This is a genomic window from Micromonospora sp. NPDC048887 (assembly GCF_040649715.1).
GTDB lineage: Bacteria > Actinomycetota > Actinomycetes > Mycobacteriales > Micromonosporaceae > Micromonospora.
In genome coordinates, this window is sequence record NZ_JBEZGA010000013.1 from 43,431 (window position 1) to 63,246 (window position 19,816).

General features: G+C 69.3%; 34 protein-coding genes. 33 read left to right on the forward strand and 1 reads right to left on the reverse strand.

Annotation, left to right across the window (positions count from 1 at the left end):
• The first annotated feature begins 115 nt into the window (after positions 1-115).
• The 33 genes from rpsJ (at position 116) to truA (ending at position 18,500) form a co-directional block, all read left to right on the forward strand.
• Complete coding sequence (gene rpsJ, locus AB0C17_RS20295; RefSeq protein ID WP_007073037.1) at positions 116-424, forward strand: 30S ribosomal protein S10; 309 nt, start codon at positions 116-118, stop codon at positions 422-424.
• An 11-nt stretch (positions 425-435) separates the two neighbouring features.
• The gene (rplC, locus tag AB0C17_RS20300; protein WP_357383537.1) at positions 436-1,101 is read left to right on the forward strand and encodes a 50S ribosomal protein L3; all 666 of its coding nucleotides are present in this window, start codon (positions 436-438) and stop codon (positions 1,099-1,101) included.
• A complete protein-coding gene (gene rplD, locus AB0C17_RS20305; RefSeq protein ID WP_135242074.1) occupies positions 1,098-1,763 on the forward strand; it encodes a 50S ribosomal protein L4 in 666 nt (221 codons plus the stop codon). The genes rplC and rplD overlap by 4 nt, the downstream gene beginning before the upstream one ends.
• Complete coding sequence (gene rplW, locus AB0C17_RS20310; protein ID WP_013288632.1) at positions 1,760-2,062, forward strand: 50S ribosomal protein L23; 303 nt, start codon at positions 1,760-1,762, stop codon at positions 2,060-2,062. The genes rplD and rplW overlap by 4 nt, the downstream gene beginning before the upstream one ends.
• A gap of 12 nt (positions 2,063-2,074) precedes the next feature.
• Entirely contained in the window at positions 2,075-2,914 is an 840-nt protein-coding gene (gene rplB / locus AB0C17_RS20315; RefSeq protein ID WP_013288631.1) for a 50S ribosomal protein L2, read from the forward strand.
• Positions 2,915-2,926: 12 nt separating this feature from the next.
• A complete protein-coding gene (rpsS, locus tag AB0C17_RS20320) occupies positions 2,927-3,208 on the forward strand; it encodes a 30S ribosomal protein S19 (RefSeq protein ID WP_007073032.1) in 282 nt (93 codons plus the stop codon).
• Positions 3,209-3,248: 40 nt separating this feature from the next.
• Positions 3,249-3,698, forward strand: coding sequence for a 50S ribosomal protein L22 (rplV, locus tag AB0C17_RS20325; RefSeq protein ID WP_013288630.1), 450 nt, complete (start codon positions 3,249-3,251; stop codon positions 3,696-3,698).
• Complete coding sequence (gene rpsC / locus AB0C17_RS20330) at positions 3,698-4,570, forward strand: 30S ribosomal protein S3 (protein ID WP_318335719.1); 873 nt, start codon at positions 3,698-3,700, stop codon at positions 4,568-4,570. Before rplV ends, rpsC begins: the two co-directional genes overlap by 1 nt.
• 3 nt (positions 4,571-4,573) lie before the next feature.
• Entirely contained in the window at positions 4,574-4,999 is a 426-nt protein-coding gene (rplP, locus tag AB0C17_RS20335; protein WP_007465292.1) for a 50S ribosomal protein L16, read from the forward strand.
• Positions 4,999-5,235, forward strand: coding sequence for a 50S ribosomal protein L29 (rpmC, locus tag AB0C17_RS20340; RefSeq protein ID WP_357383541.1), 237 nt, complete (start codon positions 4,999-5,001; stop codon positions 5,233-5,235). The genes rplP and rpmC overlap by 1 nt, the downstream gene beginning before the upstream one ends.
• The gene (gene rpsQ / locus AB0C17_RS20345; protein WP_357383543.1) at positions 5,232-5,507 is read left to right on the forward strand and encodes a 30S ribosomal protein S17; all 276 of its coding nucleotides are present in this window, start codon (positions 5,232-5,234) and stop codon (positions 5,505-5,507) included. Before rpmC ends, rpsQ begins: the two co-directional genes overlap by 4 nt.
• Positions 5,508-5,604: 97 nt before the next feature.
• On the forward strand, positions 5,605-5,973 hold the full coding sequence (rplN, locus tag AB0C17_RS20350; RefSeq protein ID WP_007073026.1) for a 50S ribosomal protein L14: 369 nt from the start codon (positions 5,605-5,607) through the stop codon (positions 5,971-5,973).
• Positions 5,970-6,290: a 50S ribosomal protein L24 gene (rplX, locus tag AB0C17_RS20355; protein ID WP_013288626.1), complete on the forward strand. Its 321-nt coding sequence runs from the start codon at positions 5,970-5,972 to the stop codon at positions 6,288-6,290. The genes rplN and rplX overlap by 4 nt, the downstream gene beginning before the upstream one ends.
• Positions 6,290-6,859 (forward strand): 50S ribosomal protein L5, encoded by a 570-nt coding sequence (gene rplE, locus AB0C17_RS20360; protein ID WP_013288625.1) that lies wholly within the window; start codon positions 6,290-6,292, stop codon positions 6,857-6,859. The genes rplX and rplE overlap by 1 nt, the downstream gene beginning before the upstream one ends.
• Position 6,860: 1 nt before the next feature.
• Positions 6,861-7,046, forward strand: a complete 186-nt coding sequence (locus AB0C17_RS20365; RefSeq protein ID WP_007073023.1) for a type Z 30S ribosomal protein S14 — start codon at positions 6,861-6,863, stop codon at positions 7,044-7,046.
• Between the two features lie 98 nt (positions 7,047-7,144).
• Entirely contained in the window at positions 7,145-7,552 is a 408-nt protein-coding gene (rpsH, locus tag AB0C17_RS20370) for a 30S ribosomal protein S8 (RefSeq protein WP_013288624.1), read from the forward strand.
• A gap of 16 nt (positions 7,553-7,568) precedes the next feature.
• Complete coding sequence (gene rplF / locus AB0C17_RS20375; protein ID WP_018784558.1) at positions 7,569-8,111, forward strand: 50S ribosomal protein L6; 543 nt, start codon at positions 7,569-7,571, stop codon at positions 8,109-8,111.
• On the forward strand, positions 8,108-8,497 hold the full coding sequence (gene rplR, locus AB0C17_RS20380; protein ID WP_357383547.1) for a 50S ribosomal protein L18: 390 nt from the start codon (positions 8,108-8,110) through the stop codon (positions 8,495-8,497). The genes rplF and rplR overlap by 4 nt, the downstream gene beginning before the upstream one ends.
• A 33-nt stretch (positions 8,498-8,530) precedes the next feature.
• Complete coding sequence (rpsE, locus tag AB0C17_RS20385) at positions 8,531-9,145, forward strand: 30S ribosomal protein S5 (RefSeq protein WP_013288621.1); 615 nt, start codon at positions 8,531-8,533, stop codon at positions 9,143-9,145.
• Positions 9,145-9,327, forward strand: a complete 183-nt coding sequence (rpmD, locus tag AB0C17_RS20390) for a 50S ribosomal protein L30 (RefSeq protein ID WP_013473693.1) — start codon at positions 9,145-9,147, stop codon at positions 9,325-9,327. Before rpsE ends, rpmD begins: the two co-directional genes overlap by 1 nt.
• Entirely contained in the window at positions 9,327-9,770 is a 444-nt protein-coding gene (rplO, locus tag AB0C17_RS20395; RefSeq protein ID WP_018784561.1) for a 50S ribosomal protein L15, read from the forward strand. The genes rpmD and rplO overlap by 1 nt, the downstream gene beginning before the upstream one ends.
• 236 nt (positions 9,771-10,006) lie before the next feature.
• The gene (gene secY / locus AB0C17_RS20400; protein WP_357383550.1) at positions 10,007-11,335 is read left to right on the forward strand and encodes a preprotein translocase subunit SecY; all 1,329 of its coding nucleotides are present in this window, start codon (positions 10,007-10,009) and stop codon (positions 11,333-11,335) included.
• Positions 11,336-11,989: an adenylate kinase gene (locus AB0C17_RS20405; RefSeq protein ID WP_030501603.1), complete on the forward strand. Its 654-nt coding sequence runs from the start codon at positions 11,336-11,338 to the stop codon at positions 11,987-11,989.
• Positions 11,990-12,086: 97 nt separating this feature from the next.
• Positions 12,087-12,941: a type I methionyl aminopeptidase gene (gene map, locus AB0C17_RS20410; RefSeq protein ID WP_357383552.1), complete on the forward strand. Its 855-nt coding sequence runs from the start codon at positions 12,087-12,089 to the stop codon at positions 12,939-12,941.
• Positions 12,942-13,032: 91 nt separating this feature from the next.
• Complete coding sequence (locus AB0C17_RS20415) at positions 13,033-13,566, forward strand: DUF1707 domain-containing protein (protein ID WP_357383581.1); 534 nt, start codon at positions 13,033-13,035, stop codon at positions 13,564-13,566.
• 232 nt (positions 13,567-13,798) lie between these two features.
• Positions 13,799-14,020 (forward strand): translation initiation factor IF-1, encoded by a 222-nt coding sequence (gene infA, locus AB0C17_RS20420; RefSeq protein ID WP_007073013.1) that lies wholly within the window; start codon positions 13,799-13,801, stop codon positions 14,018-14,020.
• Between the two features lie 92 nt (positions 14,021-14,112).
• Positions 14,113-14,226, forward strand: coding sequence for a 50S ribosomal protein L36 (gene rpmJ, locus AB0C17_RS20425; RefSeq protein WP_012184307.1), 114 nt, complete (start codon positions 14,113-14,115; stop codon positions 14,224-14,226).
• A 209-nt stretch (positions 14,227-14,435) separates the two neighbouring features.
• Positions 14,436-14,816: a 30S ribosomal protein S13 gene (rpsM, locus tag AB0C17_RS20430; RefSeq protein WP_013288614.1), complete on the forward strand. Its 381-nt coding sequence runs from the start codon at positions 14,436-14,438 to the stop codon at positions 14,814-14,816.
• A gap of 18 nt (positions 14,817-14,834) precedes the next feature.
• Complete coding sequence (rpsK, locus tag AB0C17_RS20435) at positions 14,835-15,242, forward strand: 30S ribosomal protein S11 (RefSeq protein ID WP_013288613.1); 408 nt, start codon at positions 14,835-14,837, stop codon at positions 15,240-15,242.
• A gap of 14 nt (positions 15,243-15,256) precedes the next feature.
• Entirely contained in the window at positions 15,257-15,883 is a 627-nt protein-coding gene (gene rpsD / locus AB0C17_RS20440) for a 30S ribosomal protein S4 (RefSeq protein ID WP_073828936.1), read from the forward strand.
• Positions 15,884-15,978: 95 nt separating this feature from the next.
• Positions 15,979-17,001, forward strand: a complete 1,023-nt coding sequence (locus tag AB0C17_RS20445; RefSeq protein ID WP_007073009.1) for a DNA-directed RNA polymerase subunit alpha — start codon at positions 15,979-15,981, stop codon at positions 16,999-17,001.
• 34 nt (positions 17,002-17,035) lie between these two features.
• Entirely contained in the window at positions 17,036-17,596 is a 561-nt protein-coding gene (gene rplQ / locus AB0C17_RS20450) for a 50S ribosomal protein L17 (protein WP_013288611.1), read from the forward strand.
• Positions 17,597-17,666: 70 nt separating this feature from the next.
• Positions 17,667-18,500: a tRNA pseudouridine(38-40) synthase TruA gene (gene truA / locus AB0C17_RS20455; protein WP_357479868.1), complete on the forward strand. Its 834-nt coding sequence runs from the start codon at positions 17,667-17,669 to the stop codon at positions 18,498-18,500.
• A 7-nt stretch (positions 18,501-18,507) separates the two neighbouring features.
• Here the strand turns inward: truA and AB0C17_RS20460 are convergent, their stop codons facing one another.
• Complete coding sequence (locus AB0C17_RS20460; protein ID WP_357479871.1) at positions 18,508-19,713, reverse strand: hypothetical protein; 1,206 nt, start codon at positions 19,711-19,713, stop codon at positions 18,508-18,510.
• Between the last annotated feature and the right edge of the window lie 103 nt (positions 19,714-19,816).

Consider the following 19,816-nt stretch of genomic DNA (forward strand, 5'->3'; position numbering starts at 1 on the left):
AGCCTGGCCCACGGGCGCGACACGCCCGACCGCGGGGGTCGGCGGAAGTGGGCCTGTGCCAGCCGGTGCAGGCGCCCGCAACACAGCGGCATCGAGAGAAGGAACAGAAGCCACCATGGCGGGACAGAAGATCCGCATCCGGCTCAAGGCCTATGACCACGAGGTCGTCGACTCCTCGGCTCGGAAGATCGTCGAGACGGTGACGCGTACCGGGGCGCAGGTCGCTGGCCCGGTGCCGCTGCCCACGGAGATCAACCGTTTCTGCGTCATCCGCTCGCCGCACAAGTACAAGGACTCGCGCGAGCACTTCGAGATGCGTACGCACAAGCGTCTGATCGACATCATCGACCCGACCCCGAAGACGGTCGACTCGCTCATGCGCCTCGACCTGCCGGCTGGCGTCGACATCGAGATCAAGCTGTAGGGACCGGACAAATGGACAGGCAAGTCAAGGGGATCCTGGGCGCCAAGCTCGGCATGACCCAGGTCTGGGACAACAACAAGGTTGTGCCCGTGACCGTGGTTCAGGCCGGCCCGTGCGTCGTGAGCCAGGTTCGTAGCGCCGACAAGGACGGCTACTCCGCGGTCCAGCTGGCGTACGGGGTCATCGACCCGCGCAAGGTCAAGAAGCCGCTCGCCGGGCACTACGCCAAGGCGGACGTCGCGCCGCGCCGGCACATCGTCGAGCTGCGCACCTCCGACGCCGCGGACTACGCGCCGGGCCACGAGGTCACGGTCGAGGAGTTCCCGGCCGGCGTCGTGATCGACGTGACCGGAAAGACCAAGGGCAAGGGCTACGCCGGCCCGATGAAGCGGCACGGCTTCCACGGCCTGCGCGCCAGCCACGGTGTCGAGCGCAAGCACCGCTCGCCCGGCTCGATCGGCGCCTGCGCGACCCCGGGTCGCGTCTTCAAGGGCACCCGGATGGCGGGCCGGATGGGTGGCGTGCGCTACACCGTCCAGAACCTGACCGTCCAGGCGGTCGACACCGAGAACAACCTCCTGCTCGTCCGCGGTGCCATCCCCGGCCCGAAGGGCGCGCTGGTCCTGGTCCGCACCGCGGCCAAGGCGAAGGTGAAGAAGGGCGGTGCGGCCAAGTGACCACCGTTGACGTCATCAACGTCGAAGGCGCCAAGAGCGGCTCCGTCGAGCTGCCGGCCGACATCTTCGACGCGCAGGCCAACATCGCCCTGATGCACCAGGTCGTGGTGGCCCAGCTCGCGGCGGCCCGTCAGGGTACGCACAAGACGAAGACCCGCGGCGAGGTCTCCGGTGGAGGCAAGAAGCCGTACAAGCAGAAGGGCACCGGTCGTGCCCGCCAGGGCTCGACCCGCGCGCCGCAGTTCGCCGGCGGTGGCGTGGTCCACGGCCCGGTGCCGCGCGACTACAGCCAGCGCACCCCGAAGAAGATGAAGGCCGCCGCCCTGCGTGGCGCCCTCTCCGACCGGGCCCGCGCCGGCCAGGTGCACGTCGTCGAGGCGTTCGTCTCCGGCGAGAAGCCGTCCACCAAGGCGGCCCTGGCCACGCTGACCAAGCTCACCGAGGCCCGTCGGGTCCTGGTCGTGCTGAGCAGCACCGACGAGCTGAACTGGGTGTCGCTGCGGAACCTGCGCAACGCGCGGGACAGCCGGGTGCACCTGATCGAGGCCGGCCAGCTCAACACCTACGACGTGCTGGTGGCCGACGACGTGGTCTTCACGAAGGAGGCCCTGGACGAGTTCCTGGGCGTGCCCGCCGAGACCACCGAGGAGGATGGCAAGTGAGCACGATCGCCGATCCGCGTGACGTCATCGTCGCGCCGGTCGTCTCGGAGAAGAGCTACAGCGAGCTGAACCGCAACTGGTACACCTTCCTGGTGCACCCGGACGCCAACAAGACCGAGATCAAGATCGCTATCCAGCAGATCTTCAACGTCCGCGTCCTGACGGTCAACACGCTCAACCGCGAGGGCAAGCGCAAGCGGACCCGTACCGGGTTCGGCAAGCGCAAGGACACCAAGCGCGCGATGGTGAAGCTGGCTGACGGTGACCGTATCGAGGCCTTCGGCGGCCCGGTCAGCTGAGGGGTGTAGACAATGGCTATCCGTAAGTACAAGCCGACGACGCCGGGCCGGCGTGGCTCGAGCGTTGCCGACTTCGCCGAGATCACCCGGTCGACGCCGGAGAAGTCGCTGCTGGCTCCGCTGCCGAAGAAGGGCGGACGCAACGCCCACGGCCGGATCACCACGCGGCACCACGGTGGCGGCCACAAGCGCCAGTACCGTCTGATCGACTTCAAGCGGGTCGACAAGGACGGCGTGCCGGCGAAGGTCGCTCACATCGAGTACGACCCGAACCGCACCGCGCGCATCGCGCTGCTGCACTACGCCGACGGCGAGAAGCGCTACATCATCGCGCCGAAGGACCTGAAGCAGGGCGACCGCGTCGAGTCCGGTCCGGGCGCCGACATCAAGCCGGGCAACAACCTGCCGCTGCGCAACATCCCGGTCGGTACCACCATCCACAACGTGGAGCTGCGCCCGGGCGGCGGCGCCAAGCTGGCCCGCTCGGCCGGCGTCGGCATCCAGCTGCTCGGCCGTGAGGGCGCGTACGCGACCCTGCGTATGCCGTCCGGTGAGATCCGGCGTGTGGACGTGCGCTGCCGCGCCAGCATCGGCGAGATCGGCAACGCCGACCAGTCGAACATCAACTGGGGTAAGGCCGGCCGGATGCGGTGGAAGGGCAAGCGCCCGACCGTCCGTGGTGTCGCCATGAACCCGGTCGACCACCCGCACGGTGGTGGTGAGGGTAAGACCTCCGGTGGTCGCCACCCGGTCAACCCGCAGGGTAAGCCCGAGGGCCGCACCCGTCGTAAGGGCCAGCCGAGCGACCGGCTGATCGTCCGCCGCCGCTACGCCACGCGTAAGCGCGGCTGAGGGAGATAAGACATGCCTCGCAGCCTGAAGAAGGGCCCGTTCGTCGACGACCACCTGCTCAAGAAGGTGGAGACGCAGAACGACAAGGGCTCGAAGAACGTCATCAAGACCTGGTCGCGCCGCTCGACGATCATCCCGGAGATGCTGGGTCACACGATCGCCGTGCACGACGGACGTAAGCACGTCCCGGTCTTCGTGACCGAGGCCATGGTCGGGCACAAGCTCGGCGAGTTCGCGCTGACCCGCACGTTCAAGGGTCACGAGAAGGACGACCGGAAGAGCCGCCGGCGCTGACGCCGCGGGCATACGGATAGAGGAACAAGGGGTTACAGCGATGCCAGGAAAGGGCGACGCTCCGGTGCTTCCGGGCGCGCGGGCGGTTGCGCGGCACGTGCGCATCTCGCCGATGAAGGCGCGCCGGGTGGTCAACCTCGTCCGCGGCCTGCCCGCGAAGGAGGCGCTCACGGTGCTGCAGTTCGCGCCGCAGGCTGCGAGCGAGCAGGTGTACAAGGTGCTCGCGAGCGCGATCGCCAACGCGGAGAACAACGAGCGGCTGGACCCCGACGCGCTGCTCGTCAGCGAGGCGTTCGTCGACGAGGGCCCGACCATGAAGCGGTTCCGGCCGCGGGCGCAGGGCCGGGCGTACCGGATCCGCAAGCGCACGTGCCACATCACCGTGGCGGTCGAGGCGGTCGCGGCGGCCACGCCGAAGAAGTCGGCTAAGAAGGCCGCTCCGGCCAAGCCGGCGGCTGAGGAGCAGAGCACGACGGAGGGTGCCGAGTAATGGGTCAGAAGGTTCACCCGACCGGGTTCCGGCTCGGCATCTCGACCGACTGGAAGTCCCGCTGGTTCGCGGACAAGCTCTACAAGGACTACATCGGCGAGGACGTCAAGATCCGCCGGATGATGTCCAAGGGCCTTGAGCGCGCCGGCATCTCCAAGGTCGACATCGAGCGCACCCGCGACCGGGTCCGCGTCGACATCCACACCGCCCGGCCGGGCATCGTCATCGGCCGTAAGGGTGCGGAGGCCGACCGGATCCGCGGCGAGCTGGAGAAGCTCACCGGCAAGCAGGTCCAGCTGAACATCATCGAGGTCAAGAACCCCGAGTCGGACGCGCAGCTGGTCGCCCAGGGCGTCGCCGAGCAGCTCTCCAGCCGGGTCAGCTTCCGTCGGGCCATGCGCAAGGCGATGCAGTCCGCGATGAAGAACCCGGCCTGCAAGGGCATCCGGGTTCAGGTCTCGGGCCGTCTCGGCGGCGCCGAGATGAGCCGGACCGAGTTCTACCGCGAGGGCCGGGTTCCGCTGCACACGCTGCGGGCCAACATCGAGTACGGCTTCTTCGAGGCCCGTACCACCTTCGGCCGGATCGGCGTGAAGGTCTGGATCTACAAGGGCGACGCCGTCCCGGGCCGCGAGGCCCCGGCCGAGGCCGCCCCGTCGCGCGGCCCGCGCCGTGACCGTGGCGACCGGCCGGACCGGCCGCGCCGTGGCCGCTCGGGCTCGTCCGGTACGACCGCCGGTGGCACCGAGGCCGGCCGGGCTGCCGCGACCACCATCGCGCAGCAGGCGGAGACGCCGGCCGGTGACCCGGTCGACGCCGGCGCCGTGGCGGCAGCCGCGACCCAGCCGGCAGAACAGCAGCAGGAGGGCTGACAGATGCTGATGCCGCGCAAGCCCCCGAAGGGCTTCCGCAAGCCGCACCACCCGGACCGCAGTGGCGCGTCCAAGGGTGGTAACCGGGTGGTGTTCGGCGAGTTCGGGATCCAGGCTCTCGAGCCGGCGTACGTGACCAACCGCCAGATCGAGTCGGCGCGTATCGCGATGACCCGCCACATCAAGCGTGGTGGCAAGGTCTGGATCACGATCTTCCCGGACCAGGCCCTCACCAAGAAGCCGGCCGAGACCCGGATGGGTTCCGGTAAGGGTTCGCCCGAGTGGTGGGTCGCCAACGTCAAGCCGGGGCGGGTCCTCTTCGAGATGTCCTTCCCCAACGAGCAGATCGCGCGAGAGGCGATGCGTCGCGCGATCCACAAGCTCCCGATGAAGTGCCGCATTGTTACGCGCGAAGTGGGTGAATCCTGATGGCAGCGGGCGTCAAGTCCTCCGAGCTGCGTGAGCTCTCCGAAGAGGAGCTGGTCACGAAGCTGCGCGAGGCGAAGGCGGAGCTGTTCAACCTCCGCGTGCAGGCCGCAACCGGGCAGCTGGACAACAACCGGCGGCTGCAGGTCATCCGTCGGGAGATCGCCCGGATCTACACGATCATGCGTGAGCGTGAGCTGGGTCTCTCGGCCGCGCCGACTGAGGTGACTGCATCATGAGTGAGAACACCACCGCCCCCGCGCGGGCCCGCCGCAAGGTTCGTGAGGGCCTCGTGGTCAGCGACAAGATGGACAAGACCGTCGTGGTCGAGGTCGAGGACCGGGTCAAGCACGCGCTGTACGGCAAGATCATGCGTCGTACGCGCAAGCTGAAGGTCCACGACGAGCAGAACGCGGCCGGCATCGGCGACCGTGTCCTGATCATGGAGACCCGGCCGCTGTCCGCCACCAAGCGCTGGCGGATCGTGGAGATCCTCGAGAAGGCCAAGTAGCGAAGGCTCGAGCTCGGCCGGTCTCGGTCGGGCGCAGGTTCCGCCAGGCTCCGGCCGCCCCGAGCGGCCGGAGAACCGGCAGACATAGGAGATAGACGTGATTCAGCAGGAGTCGCGACTGCGCGTCGCCGACAACACGGGTGCCCGGGAGATCCTGTGCATCCGGGTGCTCGGCGGCTCCGGTCGGCGCTACGCGAGCATCGGCGACGTCATCGTGGCCACCGTCAAGGACGCGATCCCCGGTGCCGGTGTGAAGAAGGGCGACGTCGTCAAGGCCGTCGTCGTTCGGACCGCCAAGGAGAAGCGGCGGCCGGACGGGTCGTACATCCGCTTCGACGAGAACGCCGCCGTCATCATCAAGGACGGTGGGGACCCGCGCGGTACCCGCATCTTCGGCCCGGTGGGCCGGGAGCTGCGGGACAAGCGGTTCATGAAGATCATCTCTCTCGCGCCGGAGGTGTTGTGACCGTGAAGGTCAAGAAGGGCGACACGGTCGTCGTCATCGCCGGCAAGGACAAGGGTGCCAAGGGCAAGGTCATCGCGGCCTACCCGCGGCAGGACAAGGTCCTGGTCGAGGGCGTGAACCGGGTCAAGAAGCACACCCGCATCAGCACCACCCAGCGTGGCGCCAAGACCGGTGGCATCGTCACCCAGGAGGCCCCGATCCACGTCTCGAACGTGATGGTCCTGGACTCCGACGGCAAGCCGACCCGCGTCGGCTACCGGATCGACGACAACGGCCAGAAGGTCCGCATCGCGCGTAGCACCGGTAAGGACCTCTGATGACCACGGCTACCGAAACCAAGACCCTGCCGCGCCTCAAGGAGCGGTACCGCAACGAGATCGTGGGCGAGCTGCAGAAGCAGTTCGAGTTCGCCAACCCGATGCAGGTGCCGCGGCTGGTCAAGATCGTCGTCAACATGGGTGTCGGCGAGGCCGCTCGCGACGCCAAGCTGATCGACGGGGCCGTCCGCGACCTGGCCACCATCACCGGCCAGAAGCCGCAGGTCCGGCGGGCCACCAAGTCCATCGCGCAGTTCAAGCTCCGCGAGGGCATGCCGATCGGCGCGAAGGTCACCCTCCGCGGCGACCGGATGTGGGAGTTCCTGGACCGGCTGCTCTCGATCGCGCTGCCGCGTATCCGTGACTTCCGCGGCCTGGACGGGCGCAAGCTCGACGGGCACGGCAACTACACGTTCGGTCTGACCGAGCAGTCGGTGTTCCACGAGATCGACCAGGACAAGATCGATCGCCAGCGGGGCATGGACATCACGGTGGTCACGACCGCCACGACCGACGACGAGGGCCGGGCGCTGCTCAAGCTCCTGGGCTTCCCGTTCAAGGAGAACTGAGATGGCCAAGAAGGCGCTGATCCTCAAGGCGGCCGCGAAGCCGAAGTTCTCGGTTCGCGCGTACACCCGCTGCCAGCGGTGCGGGCGTCCGAAGGCGGTCTACCGCAAGTTCGGTCTCTGCCGGGTGTGCATCCGGGAGATGGCCCACCGCGGTGAGCTGCCCGGCGTGTCCAAGGCTTCCTGGTAATAGCCCGGCGCGCTCCGGCGCGTCAGCTGAACTGTCTCTTCGCCGTAGGCCCCGGGCCTGGCCCGGGGAACCCCGGCGAGAAAGGTTGACGAGTTTTCATGACGATGACCGACCCGATCGCAGACATGCTCACGCGTCTGCGTAACGCCAACCAGGCGTACCACGACCGGGTGACGATGCCGTACTCGAAGATCAAGGCGAACATCGCCGAGGTCCTCAAGGCCGAGGGCTACATCGCCACCTGGTCGGTCGAGGAGCCCGAGGAGGGCGCCGTCGGCAAGCGACTGGTCGTCGAGCTGAAGTACGGCCAGAACCGCGAGCGGAGCCTGGCCGGCATCAAGCGCGTGTCCAAGCCCGGCCTCCGGGTGTACGCCAAGTCGGACGGGCTCCCGCGGGTGCTCGGTGGACTGGGCGTGGCGATCATTTCGACGTCCCAGGGGCTGCTCACCGACCGGCAGGCCCGCAAGCGGAGCGTTGGCGGGGAAGTCCTCGCCTTCGTCTGGTAACGGGAGACAGGTAGAAATGTCGCGTATTGGACGTAAGTCGATCCCGGTACCTGCCGGCGTCGACATCACGATCGACGGCCGGACCGTCAAGGTCAAGGGCCCCAAGGGCGAGCTGAGCCACGTGCTGGCCGAGCCGATCACGGCGGAGCGGGGCGAGGACGGCGAGCTGCACGTCAACCGGCCCAACGACGAGCGCAAGGCCAAGGAGCTGCACGGCCTGAGCCGTACGCTGGTGGCCAACATGATCGTCGGGGTCACCGAGGGCTACCGCAAGAGCCTGGAGATCGCCGGCACCGGTTACCGCGTGACCGCCAAGGGCAAGGACCTGGAGTTCGCGCTCGGGTTCTCGCACCCGGTCCTCGTGCCGGCGCCGGACGGCATCACCTTCACCGTCGAGAAGCCGACGCTGTTCCACGTCGCCGGCATCGACAAGCAGCAGGTCGGTGAGGTCGCCGCCAACATCCGGAAGATCCGTCCGCCGGAGCCCTACAAGGGCAAGGGCGTGAAGTACCAGGGCGAGGTCATCCGCCGCAAGGCTGGAAAGGCAGGTAAGAAGTGAGCGCCACGCTGCTCAAGCGCCGCCGCGGCGTCGCCGCCAAGCGTGCCGTCGGGCGTGCGCGTCGGCACTTCCGGGTCCGCAAGAACGTCAGCGGCACCGCCGACCGTCCCCGCCTCGTCGTCACCCGCTCCCTGCGGCACATGGTGGCCCAGGTCGTGGACGACACCAAGGGTCACACCCTGGCGTCGGCCTCGACCATGGACGCCTCGCTGCGCGGCGCCGAGGGCGACAAGAGCGCCCTGGCCGGCAAGGTCGGCGCCCTGCTCGCCGAGCGTGCCAAGGCCGCCGGCGTCTCGAAGGTCGTCTTCGACCGCGGTGGCAACCGGTACGCGGGGCGTGTCGCCGCGCTCGCCGACGCCGCCCGCGAAGCCGGGCTCGAGTTCTAGAAACCCCGTCACGAGAGAGAAGGAAGGCTGCTGATGCCAGGTCAACAGCGCCGTGGCGGCGGGTCCGGTGGCAACGAGGGTGGTCGCCGCGACAACCGCCGTGAGGGCGGCCGCGGAAACGCGCCCGTCGAGAAGACCCCGCACCTCGAGCGGGTCGTCGCGATCAACCGCGTCGCCAAGGTCGTGAAGGGTGGTCGTCGCTTCAGCTTCACCGCCCTCGTGATCGTGGGCGACGGCGACGGCACCGTCGGTGTGGGCTACGGAAAGGCCAAGGAGGTGCCCGCGGCGATCGCCAAGGGTGTCGAGGAGGCCAAGAAGCACTTCTTCAAGGTGCCGCGGATCGGCCAGTCGATCCCGCACCCGGTCACGGGCGAGGACGCCGCCGGTGTGGTGCTGCTCAAGCCGGCCTCCGCCGGTACGGGTGTCATCGCCGGTGGCCCGGTGCGTGCCGTGCTGGAGTGCGCGGGCATCCACGACGTGCTCTCCAAGAGCCTCGGCTCGTCCAACCCGATCAACATCGTGCACGCCACGGTGGCGGCCCTGAAGGGGCTCGAGTCCCCGGAGCAGGTCGCGGCCCGTCGTGGTCTGCCGGTCGAGGACGTCGCGCCGGCCGCCATGCTGGCGTCGCGGGCGGGGGTGGCGTCCTGATGGCACGCCTGAAGGTCACCCAGGTCCGGTCCGAGATCGGGACCAAGAAGAACCAGCGTGACTCGCTGCGTTCGCTCGGTCTCAAGCGGATCAACGACGTGGTGGTCAAGGAGGACCGGCCGGAGATCCGCGGCATGATCTTCACGGTCAACCACCTCGTGAAGGTCGAGGAGGTCGAGTAATGACGATCAAGGTGCACCACCTGCGTCCGGCTCCGGGTGCCAAGACCGACAAGACCCGTGTGGGTCGCGGTGAGGGCTCGAAGGGCAAGACCGCCGGTCGCGGTACCAAGGGTTCCAAGGCCCGGAAGAACATCTCGCCGGCGTTCGAGGGTGGGCAGATGCCCATCCACATGCGCCTGCCGAAGATGAAGGGCTTCAAGAACAAGTTCAAGGTCGTGTTCCAGGTGGTCAACCTGGACCGGCTGGCCGAGCTGTTCCCGAACGGCGGCCAGGTCGGCCCGGTCGAGCTGGTCGAGGCCGGCGCGGTCCGCAAGGGTCACCCGGTCAAGGTGCTCGGCACGGGCGACCTCGGTGGCGTGTCTCTCCAGGTCTCGGCGCACGCGTTCAGCGCGTCGGCCAAGGAGAAGATCACCGCCGCCGGTGGCTCGGTCACGGAGCTGTAAGGCGATGTCCACGGCGCCCGCTCAGTTGTTCGCAACTGGGCGGGCGCCATGGTCTACCGGCCACGTGTGCGCCGGGTAACATCGGATTCGGTTTATGTAGCCGGGCACATCTGCCCGGACCGGGGCCGGGCTGTTAGAGTCCGTTCCCAGCCATGGATACCGGACACTCCGTCCGGCACCACCCCGCCCCGCCAGGGATTCGTCACCGGCGGCCCGCGTCGCGCAGGAGGAAGAAGTTGCTGTCCGCCTTTCTCAGTGCGTTCCGTACGCCTGACCTGCGCAAGAAGCTGCTGTTCACAGTAGGCATCATCGCGGTCTACCGGCTGGGCGCCACGCTGCCCAGCCCGGGCGTCTCGTACGGAAACGTGCAGAAGTGCCTCGACACGATCCAGGGCGGCAGCACTGGCGTGCTGAACCTGCTGGATCTCTTCTCCGGTGGCGCTCTGCTCCAGCTCTCGGTCTTCGCGCTGGGCATCATGCCCTACATCACCGCGTCGATCATCCTGCAGCTGCTGACGGTGGTGATCCCGCGCCTGGAGCAACTCCGCAAGGAGGGCCAGGCCGGGCAGGCCAAGATCACGCAGTACACCCGCTACCTGACGCTGGGCCTGGGCATCCTCCAGTCCTCGGCGTTCGTGGCGCTGGCCCGCTCCGGGCAGCTGTTCAACAACCAGTGCGACCAGTTCCCGATCGTGCCCAAGGGCACCGGCATCCCGGACTGGCTGACGCTGACCATCCTGGTCATGACCATGACCGCCGGCACCGGCGTGGTGATGTGGCTGGGTGAGCTGATCACCGACCGGGGCGTCGGCAACGGCATGTCCGTGCTGATCTTCACCTCGATCGCGGCCCGGCTCCCCAGCGAGGGCTGGAAGATCAAGACCACGAAGGGCTGGGGGATGTTCCTCCTGGTCATCGCCCTGGTCCTGCTGGTCATCACCGCTGTCACCTTCATCGAGCAGGCACAGCGCCGGATCCCGGTGCAGTACGCCAAGCGCATGATCGGCCGGCGGATGTACGGCGGCACGTCCACCTACATCCCGCTCAAGGTGAACCAGGCCGGCGTCATCCCGGTCATCTTCGCCTCGTCGCTGCTCTACCTGCCTCAGCTCGCGCTGCAGTTCTTCGATCAGAACGACCCGGGCAAGGTCCAGGCGTGGATCCAGAACCACATCGTGAAGGCGAGCGCGCCGGAGCACATCGCGATCTACTTCCTGCTGATCATCTTCTTCACGTACTTCTACGTGTCGATCACGTTCAACCCGACCGAGGTCGCGGACAACATGAAGAAGTACGGCGGCTTCGTGCCGGGCATCCGCCCCGGCAAGCCGACCGCCGAGTACCTCGACTTCATCCTCAGCCGGATCACCCTGCCGGGTGCGCTCTACCTGGGCATCGTCGCTATCCTGCCGAACTTCTTCTTCATCTGGCTGGACAACCAGCAGTTCCAGAACTTCCCGTTCGGCGGCACCGCTGTGCTCATCATGGTCGGCGTCGGTCTGGAGACCGTGAAGCAGATCGAGAGCCAACTCATGCAGCGGAACTACGAAGGGTTCCTGCGGTAGATGCGACTCGTTCTGGTTGGCCCGCCGGGCGCGGGCAAAGGCACACAGGCGGAGTTCATCGCCGCGCACCTCTCGGTGCCGAAGATCTCGACCGGTGACATATTCCGGGCGAACGTCTCCCAGGGCACGCCGCTGGGCGTCGAGGCCAAGCGCTACATGGACGCGGGCAAGCTGGTCCCGGACGAGGTCACCATCAACATGGTGCGGGACCGGCTCGCCGAGCCGGACGCGAGCGAGGGCTTCCTGCTCGACGGCTTCCCGCGGACCACGCCGCAGGCCGCCGCGCTGGACAAGCTCCTCGCCGACCTCGGCACCGCGCTGGACCTGGTGCTGGAGCTCGTCGTCGACGACGACGAGGTGATCCGGCGGCTGTCCGGCCGGCGTACCTGCCGGGGCTGCGGCAAGATCTGGCACGTCGAGTTTGACGCGACCAGCCGGGAGGGCATCTGCGACCGCTGCGGCGCGGAGCTGTTCCAGCGGGACGACGACAAGCCGGAGACCATCGCGGCCCGGCTGCGGGAGTACGCCGAGAAGACCGCGCCGCTGGTCGACTACTACGGCGCCCAGGGCAAGCTGGTCGGCATCGACGCGACCGGCCCGGTGGAGGACGTCACCGTCCGCGCCATCGACGCGCTGCGTTCGTACGGCGGCTGAGGTCCCACCCACCACCCGACGGATAGAGTGCGAGCAGCGGGGTACGTGCGACGTGCCCCGCTGCTCCGCGTACGCGCGACGAAAGGTAATCACCACCATGCGCCGTCCCCAGCTGGACATCCAGCTGAAGACCCCCGAGCAGATCGAGCTGATGCGGGCCGCCGGTCTGGTCGTCGCCCGTGCCCTGCGCCGGATGCGGGAGGCGGTGGCGCCGGGCGTGTCGACGGCTGACCTGGACGCGATCGCCGAGTCGACCATCCGCGAGGCGGGTGCCGTGCCCTCGTTCAAGGGCTACCACGGCTTCCCGGCGTCGATCTGCTCCTCGGTCAACCAGCAGGTGGTGCACGCCATCCCGTCGCCCCAGCAGGTGCTGCGCGAGGGCGACCTGATCTCGATCGACTGCGGGGCGGTGCTGGACGGCTGGCACGGCGACGCGGCGGTCACGGTGCCGGTCGGCGAGGTCGACCCGGCCCTGCTGCGGATGACGGCGGTGGCCGAGGACGCCATGTGGGCCGGGATCGCCGCCGCGGCGCGTGGTGCGGCCTCCGGCAAGGGGCGGCTCACCGACATCTCCCACGCGGTCGAGAGCGCGGTCCGCAAGGGCGGCCGGTACGGCATCGTCGACGGCTACGGCGGCCACGGCATCGGCACCGAGATGCACCAGGACCCGCACGTGCTCAACCACGGGCGTCCCGGCAAGGGCCCGCGCCTCGTGCCGGGCATGGCGCTCGCGATCGAGCCGATGATCACGATGGGTTCGCCGCGTACCGTCGAACTGTCCGACGGCTGGACCGTGGTGACCCGGGACGGGTCGATGGCGGTGCACGTCGAGCACTCGATGGCGTTGCTTGACGACGGCGTGTGGGTGCTGACCGCCGAGGACGGCGGCCGGGCCCGCCTGGGCGACCTGGTGACCGCGCGGCAGACCTCCGTCGACTCCCCGGCCGCCTGACCGGCGGGTTTCGCCCGCCCGCGTGGCGGGGCACGCCGTGCCTGGCTGGCGGTCGGATGCCATGCTTGCTCCCATGGAGGAGCGCAACCGGATGCGAGCGGCCGACGTGGATCGGGAGGCCACCGCGGAGCAACTCCGGGCGGCGCTTAACGAGGGCCGGCTCGACCTGCACGAGTACGACGAGCGGCTGCGCCGGACGTACGCGTCGAAGACCTACGGCGAGCTGGACGAGCTGCTGACCGATCTGCCCGGCACCGGGCCGGCGGGGCGTCCCCTGCCGGTGCCCCGCGCGGCCGGGGAGAGCGCCGTGACGCCCCCGCCGGCCGCCCCGGCCCCGGTGGACCCGGGCGGTGCGCGCGGCGCCTGGCTGCTGGGGCTCTGGGGGCCCTGGCTGAAGGTGGGCCTGATCCTCACCGCGATCTGGTTCGTGTCCCAGCTCGGTGAGGGTGAGTTCGACGACTACTGGCCGCTCTGGGTGCTCGGCCCGTGGGGCGCCGTGGTGCTCTACCAGACCGCGCAGGGGCTCGCCACCGGGGTGCCGGAGCGGGACGCCGAGCGCAGGCGGCGCAAGCGGGTCGAACGGGATGCCCGGCGAGCGGCGAAGCGGGAGCTGCCCGACGCGTGACCTGCGTCATATCTGAGTCGTCCGGGTGACCGTCGCGCCGGTCGGTTTGGCGAGCGCGTGCGGGTCGGCGTACACTTTCAGATCGGCGCACAGCGTCCACTCCGCCATGCCCACCCTGCGCTTCGGTGGGAGTCGGAGCCGCGGCTGGCGCGGGTTTTCTGATCTTGGTCAGTTCACCCGTGTAAGACGTTGTGGGCCGTCCGGAGCAACCGACGTCAGGACAGCGGAGTACATGCCGAAAAAAGACGGAGCCATCGAGATCGAGGGTCGGGTCATCGAGCCCCTGCCGAACGCCATGTTCCGGGTGGAGCTCGCGAACGGCCACAAGGTGCTGGCTCACATCAGCGGCAAGATGCGGCAGCACTACATCCGCATCCTGCCGGAGGACCGGGTCGTCGTCGAACTCTCGCCGTACGACCTGACCCGCGGGCGCATCGTCTACCGCTACAAGTAAGCCTGACGGCGGCCGGGACGTTCCCGTGTCCGTCTTCGACGTCCGGGTCGCGCTGCGTCGCGTCTCCGGGCCAGATGGGAAGTAAGGCAACCGTGAAGGTCAAGCCGAGCGTCAAGAGGATCTGCAACAAGTGCCGGGTGATCCGCCGGCACGGCCGGGTCATGGTCATCTGCACCGACCCGCGCCACAAGCAGCGCCAGGGCTGACGCCCCACACATCACCAACTCGCCCCAGCCGCGGTTGGTACGCAGTGCGTACCCCTCGTGGTTGACCCCCGGTCGGAGGCCGGGGCCCGCTCGGGCAGCGACCGGTCCCGGTCGCCGGCATCGTGGACGCCGGAAGGACAGGGACGGTCGGTAGCGGGGTGGGGCGGGTCCACACCTCCGCCACAACATCACGAGGAGTACGCCCGCACATGGCACGTCTAGTCGGCGTGGATCTCCCCCGCGAGAAGCGGATGGAGATCGCGCTCACCTACATCTTCGGGGTCGGTCGTACCCGCGCCCTGGAGACGCTCGCCGCGACCGGCATCTCGCCGGACAAGCGCGTTCGGGACCTCACGGACGAGGAGCTCGTCGAGCTCCGGAACCACATCGAGGGCAACTACAAGGTTGAGGGTGACCTGCGCCGCGAGGTCGCCGCTGACATCCGCCGCAAGGTCGAGATCGGCTGCTACGCCGGTATCCGGCACCGCCGTGGTCTGCCCGTGCGTGGCCAGCGCACCAAGACCAACGCGCGGACCCGGAAGGGCCCGAAGCGGACCGTGGCCGGCAAGAAGAAGCCCGGCAAGAAGTAACTAGGAGCGCACAGACTTATGCCACCGAAGGCTCGTGCCGGAGCCGCCGTCAAGAAGGTCCGGCGCAAGGAACGCAAGAACGTCGCCCACGGGCAGGCGCACATCAAGAGCACCTTCAACAACACCATCGTGTCCATCACGGACCCGACCGGTGCGGTCATCTCCTGGGCCTCGTCCGGCCAGGTGGGCTTCAAGGGCTCCCGCAAGTCGACTCCGTTCGCCGCGCAGCTCGCCGCCGAGGCCGCCGCGCGCCGCGCGATGGAGCACGGCATGCGCAAGGTCGACGTGTTCGTCAAGGGTCCCGGCTCCGGCCGGGAGACCGCCATCCGTTCGCTGCAGGCAGTTGGCCTCGAGGTCGGGCAGATCTCCGACGTCACGCCGCAGCCGCACAACGGTTGCCGTCCGCCGAAGCGTCGCCGGGTCTGAGAGGTTAGAGAGAGATGGCTCGTTACACCGGTGCTGACTGCCGCCGTTGCCGGCGGGAGAAGATGAAGCTGTTCCTCAAGGGCAGCAAGTGCGATGGTCCGAAGTGCCCGTTCGAGTCCCGGCCGTTCCCGCCCGGGCAGCACGGCCGCGGCCGCACGAAGGAGACGGAGTACCTGCTCCAGCTCCGTGAGAAGCAGAAGGCCCGTCGTGTCTACGGCGTGCTGGAGAAGCAGTTCCGCGGCTACTACGAAGAGGCCGTGAGCAAGGAAGCCAAGACCGGTGAGGTCCTGCTGCAGATCCTCGAGTCGCGGCTGGACAACGTGGTCTACCGGGCCGGCTACGCCAAGTCCCGGGACATGGCCCGTCAGCTGGTCAAGCACGGTCACTTCACGGTGAACGGCAAGAAGGTCGACATCCCGTCGTACCGCGTCAAGGAGCACGACATCGTCGAGGTGCGTGCGAAGAGCAAGGAGCTCACCCCGTTCCTCGTGGCGCAGGGTGAGGCCGGCTCGCGGACCGTTCCGGCGTGGCTGGAGGCGATCCCGAGCCAGATGAAGATCCTCGTGCACTCGCTCCCGGCCCGCCAGGTGATCGACACCCAGGTCCAGGAGCAGCTGATCGTCGAGCTCTACTCCAAGTAAGGGCTCGTTGCGGTGGCCCGTCCTCCGGGGCGGGCCACCGGAACAGTTGTGTCGTGGGCGTCAAATAGCGGGCGCCCCGGAAGAGAAGAGAAAAGATGCTCATCAGCCAGCGACCGTCTCTCTCCGAAGAGTCGATCAACGAGACCCGTTCCCGGTTCACCATCGAGCCGCTGGAGCCCGGCTTCGGTTACACCCTGGGCAACTCGCTGCGGCGTACGCTGCTGTCGTCCATCCCGGGTGCGGCTGTCACCTCGATCAAGATCGACGGTGTGCTGCACGAGTTCACCACGATCCCCGGGGTCAAGGAGGACGTGGTCGAGCTCGTCATGAACATCAAGGAGCTGTGCGTCAGCTCCGAGCACGACGAGCCGGTCAGCATGTACCTGCGCAAGCAGGGCCCGGGCGACGTGACCGCCGGTGACATCCAGCCCCCGGCCGGTGTCTCGGTGCACAACCCGGACCTGAAGCTCGCCACCCTCAACGGCAAGGGCCGGCTCGACATGGAGCTGACCGTCGAGCGGGGGCGCGGCTACGTCACGGCGGCGCAGAACAAGCAGGCGGGTGCCGAGATCGGCCGGATCCCGGTCGACTCGATCTACTCGCCGGTGCTCAAGGTGACGTACCGGGTCGAGGCGACCCGTGTCGAGCAGCGGACCGACTTCGACCGGCTGATCATCGACGTCGAGACCAAGCCGTCGATGGGCCCGCGTACCGCGCTGGCCTCGGCCGGCTCGACGCTGGTGGAGCTGTTCGGGCTCGCCCGCGAGCTGGACGAGACGGCCGAGGGCATCGACATCGGGCCGTCCCCGCAGGACGCCCAGCTGGCTGCGGACCTGGCCCTGCCGATCGAGGAGCTGGACCTGACCGTCCGCTCCTACAACTGCCTCAAGCGCGAGGGCATCAACTCCGTTGGTGAGCTCATCGGGCGTACCGAGGCCGACCTCCTCGACATCCGCAACTTCGGTCAGAAGTCGATCGACGAGGTCAAGATGAAGCTCGCCGGGATGGGCCTGGGGCTGAAGGACTCGGCTCCGAACTTCGACCCGGCGCACGTCGTGGACGCCTTCGGCGAGGCCGACTACGACACCGACGACTACCGCGAGACCGAGCAGCTCTAGTCCGCGCTGCCGCCACACCTGAGGAGCACCAAGCATGCCCACGCCCACCAAGGGCCCCCGCCTCGGCGGCAGCCCCGCGCACGAGCGGCTGATGCTGGCCAACCTGGCCACCGCGCTGTTCCAGCACGGCAAGATCCAGACCACCGAGACGAAGGCCCGGCGGCTGCGTCCGCTGGCCGAGCAGCTCATCACCAAGGCCAAGCGCGGCGACCTCGCCTCGCGCCGCCGGGTGCTGGGCGTCGTCAAGGACAAGGACGTGGTCTACGCCCTGTTCGACCAGATCGCGCCCCGGTACGCCAACCGCAACGGTGGCTACACCCGGATCGTGAAGACCGGTCCGCGCAAGGGTGACGCCGCTCCGATGGCGATCATCGAGCTGGTGGAGGAGCTTCAGGTCGCCGAGCCGAAGGCGAACAAGAAGACCGCCGCCCGCAAGGCCGCGCAGCAGGACAAGGTCGAGGCCCTGGCCCCGGCCGAGGAGACCCCGCGCTCCAGCGCCGGCGACCAGGACGCCGAGGCGCCGGTCTCGGCGTCCGGTGACACCGCCGCCGCCCGCGAGGACAGCGACGAGGCCACCGAGAACGACAAGGCCTGAGATCAGGCTCGACCGGGCCCGGCATCCCCTCGGGGGTGCCGGGCCCGTCGCCGTCGACAGGAGGTACGAGGTGGACGAGCGGATCCGGCTGCGGCTGGACGTCTCGTACGACGGCACGGACTTCTCCGGCTGGGCGCCCCAGCCGACCCGGCGCACCGTGGCCGGCGTGCTCATGCAGACGCTGGGCCTGGTGCTCGGCGTGGGCACGGCGACCGGGCTGACAGTGGCCGGGCGCACCGATGCCGGGGTGCACGCCACCGGGCAGGTCTGCCATCTCGACCTGCCGACTCCCGTGTGGCGGGAGCACGAGGGGCGGCTGCTGCGCCGGCTGGCCCGGCTGCTGCCGCCGGACGTCCGGGTACGCGCGATGACCGAGGTGCCGGCCGACTTCGACGCCCGGTTCTCGGCCACGTTCCGGCGCTACGAGTACCGGGTCACCGACGCCCCGTGGGGGGCCGAGCCGCTGCGCCGCGGCGACACCCTCGCCTGGCCGAAGCCCCTGGACCTGGCGGCGCTGAACGCCTCCGCCGCCGGGCTGGTGGGCGAGCACGACTTCGCCGCGTACTGCCGTCGCAAGGAGAACGCGACCACACTGCGCGAGGTGACCCGGCTGGACTGGCGGCGTGACCCGGACGGCATCCTGGTCGCCACCGTGCAGGCCGACGCGTTCTGCCAGAACATGGTGCGCAGCCTGGTCGGGGCGATGCTGGTGGCCGGCGACGGGCGGCGGCCGGTTCAGTGGCCCGCCGGTCTGCTGACCCGCCGCGAACGCTCCAGCGAGGTGACTGTGGCGCCCGCGCACGGTCTCGCCCTGGTCGCTGTGGGCTACCCGGCCGACCCGGCCGAGTACGCCCGCCGCGCCGAGGAGACCCGCCGGTTGCGGGTGCCGGTGGCCGAGGGCTGAGCGCGGCTCAGTCGGTGCCCCGCTGACCGGCGCTGTCGTCGGCCGCGTCCGCGTCGGGCTGCCCGGCCGTTCCGGCTGCCGCGCGGCGATCCAGCACACCCCGGTTCAGGTGCAGCTCGACCAGGTCGTACATGATCTCGCGGGCGGTCGCGTCGTCACTCGGGATGCGCTCGCCGTCGGCGCGGGTGACCAGGCAGTAGGCGACGTAGTGTCCGCGTACCTGCCAGGCGACCCGGGCCGCGGCCTTCTCCACCGCCTCGGTGCCGTCGCCCGCCGCCATGCCACGGAACCGTCCCTGGCGTGCGTCGAGCAGCGGCCGGATGCGGTCGCGTACCCGCTGGGCGGTGGCCACGTCGGTGAGGTTGAACAGACCGGCGGTGATCAGGTGGTCGCCGTCGGGGGAGCGGAGCGTGCCCCGCACGACCTGGTTGCAGCCGAGCCGGACCAGCAGGTCGGCGATCTCGCCGGTGGCCGCGACCTGACACTTCGTGCTGGCCTGGGTCTTCAGCACCCGGTAGGCCGGCTTCTCGTCGGCGACCACCAGGTCCTTGACCGGGAAGACCTCCTTGGCGGTGAGCGACGCCTGGTCGGTGTCCCGGGAGTCCAGGTCGGTGCCGCCGGACGGCGTGCTCGACTCGGTCGGCTGCGGGGTGGGCTGGGCGGCGGGCGGCTCGGCGGTGCGCTCGTCCAGCAGCGCGGCGACGGCGAGCCCGGTGAGCGAGAGCAGGAGCAGCACGGCGGCGCCCCCGACGAGCGTCTGCCAGAACCGGCCGCCGCCACGGCGCTCGGCGCGCCGGGTCCGGGGCGGCTCGATGGCGGCGGCGCGGGCGGTCGGGCCGACCGGGATCGGCACTGTCTGCCGGTTCGCCGCGGCCGGTACGGGCGCCGGCATCGGCGGTGCGGGCTGCGGCACCGGGGAGGGCTCCCGTGGTGGCGCGGGCCGTCCGGGTGTGGGTGCCGGGGCGGGTGGCGCCGGCATCGGGGCACGGTCGTCGGCCGCCTGCTCGTCGGGGCCGCCCTGCTCGGCCGCGCCGGCCGGCGGCAGCGCGGGTTGCGCGGTGGGGCGCGGCGGCGGGGGCAGCGACGGCGTGGGGAAGCGGGAGCGTGACGGACCCGCGGGCGGGGGCGGCACGGCTGAGGGCCCGTTCGGGGCCGACCCGGGCTTCGGGTACTCCAGGAAGGCGTCCTCATCGGACTCGTACCGGTACACCATGTGGCATAGAGTAGGACTGATTGTCCCTTTCAGGGGTAATATCGGGAAATTCTGGTGGAGTGGCGTCGAACCCTGCCTGTGACACCGTCGCCGGAACCGCTGC